The sequence below is a fragment of the Pedobacter westerhofensis genome (assembly GCF_900182595.1).
In the GTDB taxonomy this organism is placed as follows: domain Bacteria; phylum Bacteroidota; class Bacteroidia; order Sphingobacteriales; family Sphingobacteriaceae; genus Pedobacter; species Pedobacter westerhofensis.
Window position 1 is genome coordinate 317,270 of sequence record NZ_FXTN01000008.1, and the last position, 13,446, is coordinate 330,715.

9 protein-coding genes are annotated in these 13,446 nt (G+C 37.0%); 3 read left to right on the forward strand and 6 right to left on the reverse strand.

Translation table 11 applies throughout. The annotated features are described in order from the left end of the window. Positions 1-223 precede the first annotated feature (223 nt). Entirely contained in the window at positions 224-868 is a 645-nt protein-coding gene (locus tag FN831_RS17190; protein ID WP_142529411.1) for a DUF6266 family protein, read from the forward strand. Between the two features lie 130 nt (positions 869-998). Here FN831_RS17190 and FN831_RS17195 read toward each other — a convergent pair whose 3' ends face one another. After that, the gene (locus FN831_RS17195) at positions 999-2,015 is read right to left on the reverse strand and encodes an LLM class flavin-dependent oxidoreductase (RefSeq protein WP_142529412.1); all 1,017 of its coding nucleotides are present in this window, start codon (positions 2,013-2,015) and stop codon (positions 999-1,001) included. Positions 2,016-4,179: 2,164 nt separating this feature from the next. On the opposite strand from FN831_RS17195, the gene FN831_RS17200 reads away from it, so the two are divergent. Together FN831_RS17200 and FN831_RS17205 are read left to right on the forward strand one after the other, a co-directional pair. Continuing rightward, on the forward strand, positions 4,180-5,760 hold the full coding sequence (locus FN831_RS17200) for a hypothetical protein (protein ID WP_142529413.1): 1,581 nt from the start codon (positions 4,180-4,182) through the stop codon (positions 5,758-5,760). 1,227 nt (positions 5,761-6,987) lie between these two features. Next, positions 6,988-7,773 carry a hypothetical protein gene (locus FN831_RS17205; RefSeq protein WP_142529414.1) on the forward strand — a complete coding sequence of 262 codons (786 nt, stop codon included), beginning with the start codon at positions 6,988-6,990 and terminating at the stop codon, positions 7,771-7,773. Positions 7,774-8,393: 620 nt separating this feature from the next. Here the strand turns inward: FN831_RS17205 and FN831_RS17210 are convergent. The 5 genes from FN831_RS17210 to FN831_RS17225 form a co-directional block, all read right to left on the reverse strand. Further along, the gene (locus FN831_RS17210) at positions 8,394-9,656 is read right to left on the reverse strand and encodes a type II toxin-antitoxin system HipA family toxin (RefSeq protein ID WP_142529415.1); all 1,263 of its coding nucleotides are present in this window, start codon (positions 9,654-9,656) and stop codon (positions 8,394-8,396) included. Next, positions 9,656-9,946 carry a helix-turn-helix domain-containing protein gene (locus FN831_RS17215; RefSeq protein ID WP_142529416.1) on the reverse strand — a complete coding sequence of 97 codons (291 nt, stop codon included), beginning with the start codon at positions 9,944-9,946 and terminating at the stop codon, positions 9,656-9,658. The genes FN831_RS17210 and FN831_RS17215 overlap by 1 nt, the downstream gene beginning before the upstream one ends. Positions 9,947-10,376: 430 nt before the next feature. Next, a complete protein-coding gene (locus FN831_RS17220; RefSeq protein ID WP_142529417.1) occupies positions 10,377-11,495 on the reverse strand; it encodes a Fic family protein in 1,119 nt (372 codons plus the stop codon). A 723-nt stretch (positions 11,496-12,218) separates the two neighbouring features. Next, positions 12,219-12,368 carry a hypothetical protein gene (locus FN831_RS27740; RefSeq protein WP_185960517.1) on the reverse strand — a complete coding sequence of 50 codons (150 nt, stop codon included), beginning with the start codon at positions 12,366-12,368 and terminating at the stop codon, positions 12,219-12,221. An 8-nt stretch (positions 12,369-12,376) separates the two neighbouring features. After that, complete coding sequence (locus tag FN831_RS17225; protein WP_185960518.1) at positions 12,377-13,279, reverse strand: ATP-dependent nuclease; 903 nt, start codon at positions 13,277-13,279, stop codon at positions 12,377-12,379. Positions 13,280-13,446: the final 167 nt, after the last annotated feature.

Here is a 13,446-nt window from a genome sequence, read left to right on the forward strand (position 1 = left end):
CCTGGCGGTATCCTATCCTTGGGTACGTTAGTTTTACCTGATCTCCAACTGAAAGCTTTGATGTTGAATTGATATCCCAAAGTCCTACGATCTTTAAGCAATGTTTGGGGCTGGGCGGATATATTTCGCGCCGATTTCCGCCAAATGGTGACAACTAATTGATTTACTTGCAATTAATGAGAATTTGATTGAAATTTTATTAAACATTTAAATCGAAATCAAAATGGCAAAATTACCAAACGGCTTTAATGGTCCTTTCAAAGGAAGATTAGGCAAAGCAATAGCTTACATCGTAAACGGTGAAAATCTCTTGCGCTCAATTCCGGAAAGGAATAAAGAAAAAGATCGGATAGAAACTGACCAGCGAAAGCGGATGGAGCTCACAAATACTTTACTTGCTCCGGTAAAAGATTTTATCAAATTCGGATACAATTATCTAACGAGCGTATATCCCAGCTGTAATCATCACAATGCGGCGGTTAAAATAATGCTAAAATTGATCTCAGGCACCTTTCCAGAACTTTACATTGATTACTCCAAAGTATTATTTGCATATGGGAATTTGCCGTTATCCGAAAATCTGGCTGTAGAGGTGGTGAAAGAAGGATTGAAGTTTAGCTGGGATACTACTACACTGGAAAAAGGAGCATCAAAAAAAGATCATGTAATGGTGCTGGCGTTTTACCCGGAATTAAAAAGCGCTGATTTTATTAGAAGTGGTGCACAAAGGGCGGTAGGATCAGAACTACTGCAGCTGGCTGCATGTAAAAAAAACAGTATTGTAGAAATCTACATCGCATTTATATCAGACGACCAGTCCAGGGTTTCAAACAGTCATTATTTAGGTCAGATCAAATGGCCGGGTTAGGGCGTTGCACAGTAAGGATCAAGTGTGACCACAGCTAGCCTTAAAATATCAATTTTTTAAGGCTAGCTCAGTTTTAGACCTTAAACAGGAGATGTAATTGGAACTTGACTTATTACTGCAACGTTCTAAACTATTTCTTCAACATAGGAATTACCTTTGTACCAATCAATTCTATCGACTTCAGTAATTGCTGATGATTAAGGCCTGCATTATCCATTTGAAAAGTAAAACGGTCAACACCGCCCAAGGCTTCGCTATGCCTTACTAATTTTTCAGCTACCTGCTCTGGTCCTCCTAGAACTAGGACACCTCCAGGGGCGATCAGATTCTTAAACTTCGCCTCGGTTACCGGTGGCCAGCCACGTTCTCTGCCCAGCCTCGTCCACAATTGTGCATAGCCGGGATAATATTGTGCAACGGCCTGCTCCATATTGGCAGCAACATAACCAGGCGAGTGCAGGCCAACTTTTAGTTGCTCCGGGTTGAATCCCGCCTTGCGGCCCGCCTGCCTGTAAAGATCAACCAATGGCCTAAAACGTTCTGTTTCGCCACCAATTACAGCAACCATCAAGGGCAAGCCCAATGATCCCGCACGGGCAAAGGATTCTGGCGTACCTCCTACACCAAGCCAAACCGGCAGTTTATCCTGTAACGCCCTTGGATAAACAGGCTGATTTTTCAACGCCGGCCTGAATTTGCCCGACCATGTGACAAACTCCTGGTCACGTATCTGGAGCAATAAATCCAGTTTTTCTTTAAACAGCGCATCATAATCTTCAAGATCAAATCCAAACAGCGGATATGACTCTATAGCAGACCCGCGGCCAACCACCAGCTCTGCCCGGCCTTTGGAAATCAGGTCTAGGGTCGCGAAGCTTTGATACACCCGTACCGGATCAGAAGTGCTCAAAACAGCAACTGCACTGGCTAGCCTGATACGTTTAGTTCTGACGGCTGCAGCTGATAAGATCACCGCCGGAGCAGAATCCAGAAATTCCTTTTTGTGATGCTCACCGATGCCGAAAATATCCAGACCAGCTTCATCAGCCAGGGAAATCCTTTCCAGTAACTGTTCCATCGCATCAACGCTGCTAAGCTCGTTGCTGCCATACATTGCTGATGCAAAACTATCTATTCCTATTTCCACAATATTCGTATTATTTTCCTGGTATGTTATTAGTACCAATATAGGAAAGATTATATCGCCGTTACCTCAAATTTCAGGAAATTCCCGCCCATCACGAGCTGCTTGTCATTTATTGGGATGCAGTGGTTTTTTTTTGTATGGTCAAACAAAGCAATATTCGATAGTAACCAATTTATCGCAACTGCCTATCTGCGCAATGATTTACACATTCCTTTTTTTTTTTAATTACCAAAGTGTCCTCATCCTTCCAGTAAACTTTAATTACCAGCTTCTCTCTTCTGGCGGTATGAATACTCGGCTCTTTGTAATCAAATATTGACATAAGTCTAAGCAATCTCTCCTTCTCCGCAAATTCGTACGCTTAATTTAAAAAGTCCTTAGGCGCTATTTCTTTATATAATAGCCATTTGTGAATTGTACTCCACTTTGTACAAGACAATCCAACAGTATATAAATCAACACATTCGGCCGATTTAGTTATTTCAGCTTCACGTTTTGATAATAATGCCTTAAAAGCCTGATATTTTCCTGCTCTGAAGGATGTGTGATATAACTTTAAGATATTGTTTTATTAAGTACAGGTCGTTGTCAAAAATGGTTCCTTTTGGAAGAAAAGGCATTACGTCAGTTCTGAAGTCTTCAAAAATATCAAGTTCGTAATCAGTATTTTATCTAATATAACTAATCAGTCGTAAGTCATACTTATGCCATAGCACTGATACATTCAAGTTCAAGCGCCGCTGGATTGGCTTTTACATATATTTTTTGATATCTAATTCGATTTTTCTGATCTCATCCACCTACCACATTTTTGAGGGGCTGTAACTATCAAAAACCGTATCAGTCGAATAATACATTGAATCTGCTAAAGTATTAAAATTGAGAAGACACAAAAATCTCCGCATTTTTGGTACTGCCGAGCTTTTTCGAATTCAAAAATTCCGATTTCAAACTATTATGCAGATAATGTATAAAAGGTTATTGAGCTTTTAGAGTGTGAAGGTGGGTTTTGAAATGGTGGTAAACCCGTTTTCAAACCAGTTCTTATATTTCAGTCCCGAAAAGGGTGTTTAACTTCAAACTGGAAAAGCCTATCGCATTTTTTAAAAGAAATCTAAGGGATACTTTTATTATCGTTTAAATAAACCAATAGGTTATAAAGTTTCGCTTCAATAATCCCCTTCCATCTGCGGTGAAGTGTAAAAAACTGTGCCTACGTTTGGTTCGCTGCGGCTTCTTTGATATACACTTGTGCGATTGGATTGCTTGTTTAGTCACTGAACTGGCTTGAATATACAATTTAGCTAAACTTTAATATATTAAATGTTTAAGGCTCAGCTTAGTTTTTGACCTTTATAATAATATAGCAATTAGCGGACATTTGAGTTATATTATAGTATTTTATCGATCTCAGGCTGATATTTGATTTGGCAGAAAAACAATTCCTTTAGACATAGCTGCATAAAATGGATTAAAAAAATGATAAACGGTATTTGAAAATTTCCCATTTAGGCAATCTATTCATCGACAGCCGATATTAATAAGCTAAATTCTTAATTTTATGCCCAGATTATTATTATTAGATATTCTATACGATACTGACCTCCCATATTCAAAGGGGCTGGTTGTGCTGGGAGCATGCGTATATTCTATTTAAAAGGCTCCTATGCATTTACCTCGACTATTTCTTAATAAACAGCGGTTATATATCAATTGGTGTAATAGCTGAGAATTAGAACATCTAAATATTTACATTAGAAAAAATCACATCTATTTCTCATAAAATTAAGGCCAAACATTAAGCTATATGATAAAAGTAACACACACCTGAATCCAACGACTGCGGTTTTATTAAATTCTTTTTAACAGAGCGTTCAAACAGAAAATAGTAAAGATGCAAATCTTCATAAAAAATCAGATAAACTACTACCTGAAAAATAAAGTCAAATTTATATAACAGTGTGGGTCTAGGTAGAATGGCTGGGAACCCATTAATCTCCAAGTCAAGAACCATGAGCACTCTATAGGTTTTTCTCTAGCTAAATAGTCAGGAACAATGGGACACGGCAAAATCACTAAATACAAATTGATGTTAAATCAAATTTTAAACCTTTTTTCCTCTTCCAGTAAGATTATAAACTATTAAATCTTTAATAAAACGCTTATGAAAAACCACAAAAAATTATTCTGCACTTCCTTACTTATCATATTAGGATTTTCAGCTTGTAAAAAAACTCAAGATGAGCCGGTAAATAAACCTTCAAAAAATGATAAAGCAATTGACTATATACTTCCGTCCGATTTGGTTTGGACTAATCAGTATTATCCTTGGGCTAGCAGCAATATTCTATCTCCTTTTGCTGGAGGAACATCAAGGGAATTTCCAACAGAATACATCTCTGACAATAAATTAAGCGATGGTTGGGAATTATATTCAAATACGTTTTCTAGTACACTGATAGATAGTCAAAAAAAATATTTCATTATTTATAATAGGTTCAGAGGGCTTATGAGGATCTACTATTATCTAGATAATTCTAATTTTAGTTCTACTCAAAATATTGTGTGGGAGCTTGGACTAAATGGGGCTTCAGATGCATCAAATAATTCGAATATTCTTAATTTTGAACAAGGTGAGTTATTTGATAATTCGATTAAACTGGCTTATACCACGAAAGTTCAGGGGGCAAAAAAGGTACAACCAAATGGATGCTGGTATGCGGAACAATTTGAATTGGCTTACGATCAATCACTGTCCGATCAGGATTATAGCGTAAATGTTCTAAAATTCGGATTCTATGCGCAGAATGTGACAAACTATACATTTGAAGGAACTCAGACTGGCACTATTGACGGTACAATCCAAGTTCCTAAACCAGCTTCTGGTAGTTTTTGGTCCAGTGTTTTAAACGGATCACTAAATCTTGGCTTAAGTTCGATTGGTATCGGAGGATCCACTGCTCTAAAAACAATTTTCAGTAGTGGATTGGGCAAATTAAAAATAGATCAGATTGATAGTACCGTTCTTTCTTACGTTGCGACATCAGATCCTATTAAGGGACTTCCTAAAAGTATCTTTAATGCTATTTTAGGGAAAAATTCGGGCGGCACTGGATATAGTACTGAAAAAGTAAACCTTAAAATGAATACATCGATTAAACTTCAAGGTACTAGTATTGGTTCTCCTACAGGATTAGGAACTGTGAATACGCTTCTTTCAGGTACACAAAATTTATATTCTGACGATAGTGGTATCATTCCATTGTTCACAAAAAGACTGGGTGTATTTAATATAGTTGGTGTACCAAGTATTGTCAGATCAAGTTCTCATGAAAATTTGGAAACAAAGACTATAACAACAGCTACGTATGACTTGGATCTAAATTCATTTTCTATTATATGGAATCCTGATGTAATTAATACAACTCCAACTGGAGCATCGATTCAAAATATAAAGAAAGAAATGATCTTGATAAAAGTCACAGCACCTGTTAACGCTAATGAACAATTTTATTCAAATGAATATATCACTGATAATGGAGAAATTTCTAAGGCTGTAATTAATAATGCATCAATTTCTTATTCAAGGCCTTTTTTAACTAATGCTCCAGTACATTGGGCACCAAATATTGGAGGATATGGAGTTCGTATTTCATTTGATGTTGTACCAAATGATCAAAGTCCAAAAATTACAATAATCAAGACTGTGAAAGCCGTTGAGACCGTAATACCAGATGACTTGTAGACTTAGTAAAAAATCAGATTTATAACAAGCATCTTGTTATTTGATAGGATCCGGAGCTGTAAAAATGTATATTGTAATTACCGCACATGTTTGAAATGAAGATTCCAAACATGTGCTTTTTCAATGGTTAACATAGAAATGACCACCTATGGTACATAAATCTCTTGCAAAAATGGAACGCAGATTGATGACTTCTCCGCAAAAAAGATCGAATTGGCATTTCAGAAATCGATATCCTAAACACCAAATTCCTGATGTAGATCACTTGTAACAAATTCAACTCAAAATCAATTCCATAACAAAAAATAGCTGCATCAAGTCAATTTTGTCAAACAAAGATTTTCTGAGATCTTCAAGTGTATGAAAATTGATAATTTTGATAATTGACAATTCGAATTTCAGGATACAGAAAAAGCATATAAGTTCAAAAAAATTCCTTTGCCATCATCTTTCTTCAATTTCATTTGCCATTTTAAGGCTCCTTAGAAAAAAACCACTATATAGCAACTGGCAAAATAGTGCCGCTGCATATACTGGCAAATATTGATCTAGTCATATCGGGCGACTTAAACAAATTGTATTTTATAAGTAAATAAATCCTGTAAAATATAGGTGGTACCGAAAAGACATGTTAGATATCCGACAAATAATTCAATTGAAGTCCTGTGGAGAAAGCAACCAATCCATAGCCAGGTTGCTGGGTATAACCGAAAAATGGTAAATGAGGATATTCTAAACTTGGGTTCTTCCAAAAAAGGCTACTCAGAACCTAGTCGGCTACGTGGGTAACCCTCGCGTTATTCTAACCGGTTTAGTTGGTGGGTATTTTGGAGCATAATGACCCCCGTTAGGATATTAAAGATTATGTAATGGAGCAGTCATCGCTCTCCCCACCTTAGCCTCCCTTTCAGCCGTACCTCAGTTTGGTTAACTCCATAGAAACTCTACAATAATTCTGTTCTTATTCCGCTAAAAACTCTAGCGTTTTTAGTGGTGTGAAAGTTTTATTAAAATGTTGCTTCTGTGGAGTCATCCAAATCAAGCCCCCCGGAAAGCCCGTTGAAATCCTGCGGATACTCTATTACCAATGACCAAAAAACACTCTTTTATGCAGAAAATTCAGGTAATGGCCGGATGACGCAGGAAGTAAGAGGAAGGGCTGTGGTCCAACCATTGAATTTATCAACTCTCTGTACTACATTTGTTTAAAATTAAAACATAGAAAAAATGGCCAGAAAAAATGGAGATTTAATATCAGGCGTACTAGGTCCGCTGGTATTTAGAGTAATGAATGGAGTTCAGTATGTTAAGCCAAGATGTGCACCGGGGAAAATGAAGCAAACACTAGAGACTAAGAGGGCAGCAAACACTTTTGGGATGGGATCGGCCCTCGGGTCTAAGATTAGAGGCACGTTGAAAGTACAATTGCAAGGGGTATCAAACCAAGGTATAAAGAACAGGCTCAGCGGTCGACTCGCGCAGATCCTGGGCAGTTGCAGAGCGCCCAAATCAAAGCGGTATAATTTTGACAGAGATAGTTTTGCCGGTTTAGATGATTTTGAGTTTGATGCGAGATCAACTGTGGCTAAACTGTTAGGCAGACCGCCAGTGGTAGTATTAGCTGCAAACAAGATTAAGGTTCAGCTGCCCCAGCTTTTTATCCCTTCACAAGTAAAATTCCCTTACAAGGGTTTTCAGTGCAAAGTCAATGTAAGCGTATCACTGTTACGTTTAAGGGACGGGCTTTACAAGGCAGATGCAAACACGCAGACCATGGTGTGCAACAAGAACATGAAAAAGACCGATGCTCATGAATTTGAATTTTCTGTTCCAAACGGCTGCCTTTGTATAGTAAGTTTATTCCTGGTATACGAAACAGCAGAGGGTCAAGGGTTTAAACCAATTAACAGCAAAAGCTTCAATCCAGGATGTATATGTAAAACCTTCATCACAGAAGGTGACTACTATACTGGAGATGAAATCTTCTGGAAAGAAATGAAAAAATTCCCTTAGATTATCATTCTAAAATTTTAACGTTTTACTCAGCAGAGGCTGGATCATACAGAATCTGGCCTCTTTTTTTAAAAAGGAAAGTGTCGAGAGAGCTTAAAATCATCTTCAGAATTACAAATCTCAATTACAATTGAGGTGGTCTTATCCATGTAATATACATCATGGCTTGTTAGATATTGATGTAACTAAGTAGCACTGCAAATGAGCCGATAAGCGCCAATAATGAGCTGGTAGCTCAAAATTATTATTACAATGCGTTACTAGCCTGAAAGGCTAATAACGCACTAACATAAAAAAGTTCGGTAGTACTTGAGTATACCGAACTTTTGTGGCCGCGAAGATTCTTATCTCAAAGTATTTTCTGGAAGATTTGCAAATGGTTATTGAGGTTTTGGGGCGTGAAGGGGGATTTTGAAATGGTATTGAGACGTATTTCAAACTTTTCTCAACCATTAAATTAGCTCAAGATTTAAATAATATTTGATGCTTTAGCAAAACAAAGCTCACCCTGAGCGCGCTGTTCTGTGGGAAGCGGGGTAAGCGTGTTTACACAAAGTTGAACAAAATAAATTTATTCAAAAAATTAACTTATTATTTTTCAACCAGATTTACATTATCTTTCAGGAGTTCGCACGTTGAAATGCAGGAGACATAACTTCCTGCTCTGCCCGAGAAATTCCAATTTCCTTTGCCACAATTCTCCATTCTTTAACAGCCGAAATTACCTCTTCAATAATATTTTCCATTTGGGTGTCCTGAAGTTGAAAATACAGGCCAACACTCCTAGCAAGATCCAAATCTAAAGCATTATTATGCGAATCGACATTAATGGCAAGCCCAGCTTTATCTGTCGATGGATTGAGGTCATAAGCAGGAGAAAGTCTCCATCCATCAGCATTCAGAAGGAACCCATGATTTCTAAGATGATCGTCAGTATTTGATATTGTCATATTAAAAATTATCCGTCGCCATAACTGGTGCAGATCTTCTTCAATATATTTGCCCCCCGAATATTGAAGGAATTCTGCTATATCTAAATAACTAGGTGTTAAATCGCGGATCAAGTCTTCATTGTTTCCTGTCATAGTCATCGCAGATGCAAAATGTATTCTTTCATCTCCAGAACGATCAAATCTTCTGGACAAAAATGTACGATACGGCCCACGAACTTTAATAAGGTCACAGGATGGAAGAACAAGCCCTGCTTTCCGGCCTAATTGATAAGCTAAGTATTCCCACGCTGCCTTATCGGTCGTGTCATTTTTAGAAGGGAATTTTGCTATACACAGATTGCCACTCGTATCCACAATATTGGCTTTCGGCCTTGCACCGCCTAAAGAAGATCCAGGTGCAATTAGTACATGCATCCATTTATCTGCATGTTTACCATCTTCATCCATTTCATATTCCCTCACACTTTCCTGCAATGCTCTTATATGTGCTATTGGCGGAGCAGGAGTGTCAAGATTATCATCGAGAAATGGGCCATCAGGATCTAATTTAAAACGTAGAGCTCCCATTCTTGTGACATCATGAACTCCCAGTAAATAATCAAGTTCATATAAAGACGATACTGGTTGCTGCATTTCTAATGCTTTTTGAGCAGCTCTCCGCTGCATAAGCCGTCTTCCCCATGTATCCGGCATGGAATCCATAAAAACGCCAAAGTTGTTTTTATTACTTAAATATTGTGGTCCGGTTACCCAATCAATATCAGGATCTAATACAAATCTGTTTTTAGTACTCAACCAATCTCTATCATAGGCAAAACTAAAAACCTTACTACCTTTACTCTGTTGGGCAGATAAAATTCCGATACATTCAGGCCTTATCATTCCCTGCCAGTGTGCGTAAATCCAGATGTCTGTTTTATTTACTGCCATTATGATAACAGATTAAGATCCTGTAATTTCCTGCCCAGTTCGTCATCAACAGCTAGCTTAAGAAAATCTTCATGTAGGTTAAGTGCCCTTAACACATTAAAATAAGCTCCCATCGATACGCTGGGATCACCACGCTCAATTTTGCGAAGTGTTACCCGCTCTATTGCTGCACGTTCAGCAAGCTGAATTGCCGTAATGTTGCGTCGTTTCCTAGCTAATTTAATATTCTCACCAAGCTTGTCCCAAATCTTCTGGTATTTGGGAAAGACAACTACCTGCTTTGACTTCATAATGGATATTATTATATCCAAATATAGCAAAAATGGATATAATAATATCCATTTTTGCTATATTAACAAACGGTATTGCTAACTGTAAATTTAATGTATCTGGCTAGAGGCAGAAAAGAATTAGGCATAAGTTTATCCATAAATACAAATAATTCTTATTGTACTGCTACAGCAGCAGCTTATTTACAAATATTTTCAGACTATAACGACTTAAATCACAAATTTTTCAGATTATAAATAGAATAGCTCAGAATAGACATTAATCGGTGGAAGAATTGAAATATAAAGCTCGGTAGTACTTAAGTACTACCGAGCTTTCGTGGCCGCGAAGATTCCGATTTCAAACTATTTTGTTGAAGATTTGCAGATGGTTGTTGAGGTTTTGGGGCGTGAAGGGGGATTTTGAAATGGTGGTGAAACGAATTTCAAACTATTCTGAGAGAATGCGATAAAGTTCGAGATTTAAATAATAGCTATTGCCTTGCATTATTCGTTTCTCTAAAATACCCATATCAGACAATTTATCGAGATATTTTCGCACAGTGTTTTCCGCAAAAAGCTTTCGGTCAGTAAGATGCCTTACTTTTGTATATGGTTGGGTAAATAGCGCATCTACAAGGCTTTCCGGTCTACTAATTTCATTGTCATCAATGATCGCTTCAAGAATAGCATCTTTAGCAGATATGATATCATTTATCTTATAGTATGTAATATTTGCTGTTACCTCTACTGCCTTGAGCATGTATAATAACCATTTTTTCCAACTGCCTCTTTGCGTTATTCCAGCTAACCCTCCATAATATTCCTCTTTATTATCGATAATGTACCGGCTCAGAAATAATATAGGATAATCCAGAAGGCCTTTTTTAGTTAAATAATGAATATTAAAAATACGTCCAGTTCTTCCATTTCCATCTCGGAAAGGGTGTATTGCCTCAAACTGAAAATGCCCTATTGCCATTTTTAGAAGAGGATCTAATGGATACGTTTTATCATCGTTTAAAAATTCCAATAGGTTATGAAGTTTCGCTTCAATAATCCCTTTACCTCTTGGTGGAGTATAAAAAACTGTGCCTGCGTTTGGTCCGCTCCCCCCTTCTTTAATATAGACTTGTGCGATTGGATTTCTTATTCCGTCACTGAACTGGCTTACAATTCTATACATTTTCACAAAATAGTTCTCATCAAAATCATGCTGCTTGAGATGATCATACCCCATCCATAATGCTTTCCTATAATTTAAGATCTCCTTTGTCGGCCCTTGTGGTTCATTAGCAGGATTTTCACTGTAGGCCTTATACAATTCATCGTCTGTTGTAAAAATATTTTCTACAGCACTTGAAGCTTTCGCTTCTTGTAAGCTTATTGAATTAATTAGCATGGCTTGATTGGGGATTGCAATACTTCGCCCCTGTAATCTTGCCAAAGCAGCCTTAGAATCCCCAAGCTGACGGTAAATATCTATATCTTCATATAGTATCTTGTCGATTGGCAACTCAGGGAGACCATTCCATGGTTTAGTTCTGTCAGGATTTATTACATAAGCCATATACAAATATACAAACTAAGCTGGCCTTAAAAAATAGTATTTTTTAAGGCCAGCTTAGTTTTTGACCTTAAAACAATGAAGGGAAATTAAGCTAACCTTAAATTAGTATTCATTTTAAGGTTAGCTCAATTTTTGACCTTAAAGCATAGTTATGGGTACAACCTAGCATTATTTTCGCTGAGATTATCAATCACTTTCGCATCAGCCCCCCCTTATAATAGGTTCTATTCTTCCGATGTGTTCATTTTTATCGAAAAAATGAACACATATTAAATTTATGTCCATCCTTCAATTGAATCTCTTCACCTTTATGACATAAATGAACACGTGATGAAAAATTAACAGTTCCCAATCTTCAGTTGTTTAACAAGAAATTTACCCGATTTGATTAATAGATATTATTTTATCCAAAAATAGCGAATATGGATAAAATAATATCCATTTGTGACTACTGTACAGGATAAAATCGCACCAAAATAGCTGTACTTCTTAGCTAGGAATGATCATCCAAAGTTAAGAAAAAAAAGTTCGATAGTACTTGAGTACTACTGAACTTTTGTGGCCGTAAAGATTCCGATTTCAAACTATTTTGTGGATGATTTGCAGATGTTAAGTGAGGTTTTGGGGCGTGAAGGGGAATTTTAAAATGGTGGTGATACCCATTTCAAACTTTTGCTCGGAAACTGCTCTCTGTCATCGTATGAACCGAAAGTCTCTAAATTTTTATTTTATTATTTCAGATAAAAACTGTATTAAACCGTCATCGACAACTTCTACCCATTCTTCTAATGTCATGGAATTAAAGATCTTAAAATTATTTTTTTCTTTGATATTTTTATTTGTTAGTTCCCTGTCAGCTATAATCTGCTTCATAATTTTTCTTACGTTATCGTCTTCTTTAAAAAAATCAAAACATTACTATTCAAAGCATATAGCCTTTCAATTGCCCTTGGGTGATAATAATTTTCAATGCAACTTTTATGTAAAACCCATGCTTTTCCCAACTCTTTATCTTGAGAGAATTTAATAGCACGACCATTTTGCTTTTCAAATTTATTTTCTTGTTTATCACTATCAATTATTAGGTAAAGAGGTCTTCCCGATCTATCAAAATAGTCAAGATTTAAAAAACTTTCAATATCCTCACCACCTCCAAACGGGAGAACCAATATCTTTTCGCTATTGGTCAAAGTACCATCTAAAAGTTTTTCACAGATCAAATTGTAAAATTTTGCATCATTGGAACTCTCCACAAATACAATTTTCTCATGATGATCTCTCAAGTTGAAGCTAGGTTTGATTCCCAATTCATCTACTATCTTTCTTAAAAAAAGCTGTGGGTTGTCTAAGTTTGCATTTTCATAATTAGATTGGCCGACCTTTGTACACAGAACAACACCTTCAATTCCAGTAGCTCCTGCGAATACTGGTGAGTGCGTCGATATGACTACCTGATTATCAACAGATAGTTCTTTCAAAGCGTTTAGTAAGTCATGTTGAGCAGTAGGATGTAAAAAGGTTTCAGGTTCTTCAATTAGGTAAATAACATTATGACCTTTATTTTTCTCAGCCAAATATCTAAATCGAGCAACCATAAATAGCCTCCGATACCCAGTACCTTTGTGACTCATTGGGATGAACTTATCATCACCTTCAAATTGGAAATTAACATCAACGTTTTTGATCGCATCTTTCCAACTTATTATAGGAGTAATTTCTACAGCCTTTAAGGATGAAGCATAATCCTGCATATAATTGGTAACTGACCTAGCTTCTTTTTTCATTTCTTGTATTATCTCTGCCTCTGCGTATTTCAGCGAAAGTGCCCCCTCTGTTTCGGGTCAAACTGACCCCCCCACTGGCTGCCGAGCGTAGTAGCGGATGCTCCACTAAGTACTACCAAAGATAATAAATTCCCGCCGCCCCCATCTGGCACTGAGCAAAAGCAGCT

Bases quoted from the DNA above. Each gene is read 5' to 3' on its own strand.
- FN831_RS17190 (WP_142529411.1), top strand. From the start codon at position 224: ATGGCAAAATTACCAAACGGCTTTAATGGTCCTTTCAAAGGAAGATTA.
- FN831_RS17200 (WP_142529413.1), top strand. From the start codon at position 4,180: ATGAAAAACCACAAAAAATTATTCTGCACTTCCTTACTTATCATATTA.
- FN831_RS17205 (WP_142529414.1), top strand. From the start codon at position 6,988: ATGGCCAGAAAAAATGGAGATTTAATATCAGGCGTACTAGGTCCGCTG.
- FN831_RS17210 (WP_142529415.1), bottom strand. From the start codon at position 9,656: ATGGCAGTAAATAAAACAGACATCTGGATTTACGCACACTGGCAGGGA.
- FN831_RS17215 (WP_142529416.1), bottom strand. From the start codon at position 9,946: ATGAAGTCAAAGCAGGTAGTTGTCTTTCCCAAATACCAGAAGATTTGG.
- FN831_RS17220 (WP_142529417.1), bottom strand. From the start codon at position 11,495: ATGGCTTATGTAATAAATCCTGACAGAACTAAACCATGGAATGGTCTC.
- FN831_RS27740 (WP_185960517.1), bottom strand. From the start codon at position 12,368: ATGAAGCAGATTATAGCTGACAGGGAACTAACAAATAAAAATATCAAA.
- FN831_RS17225 (WP_185960518.1), bottom strand. From the start codon at position 13,279: ATGAAAAAAGAAGCTAGGTCAGTTACCAATTATATGCAGGATTATGCT.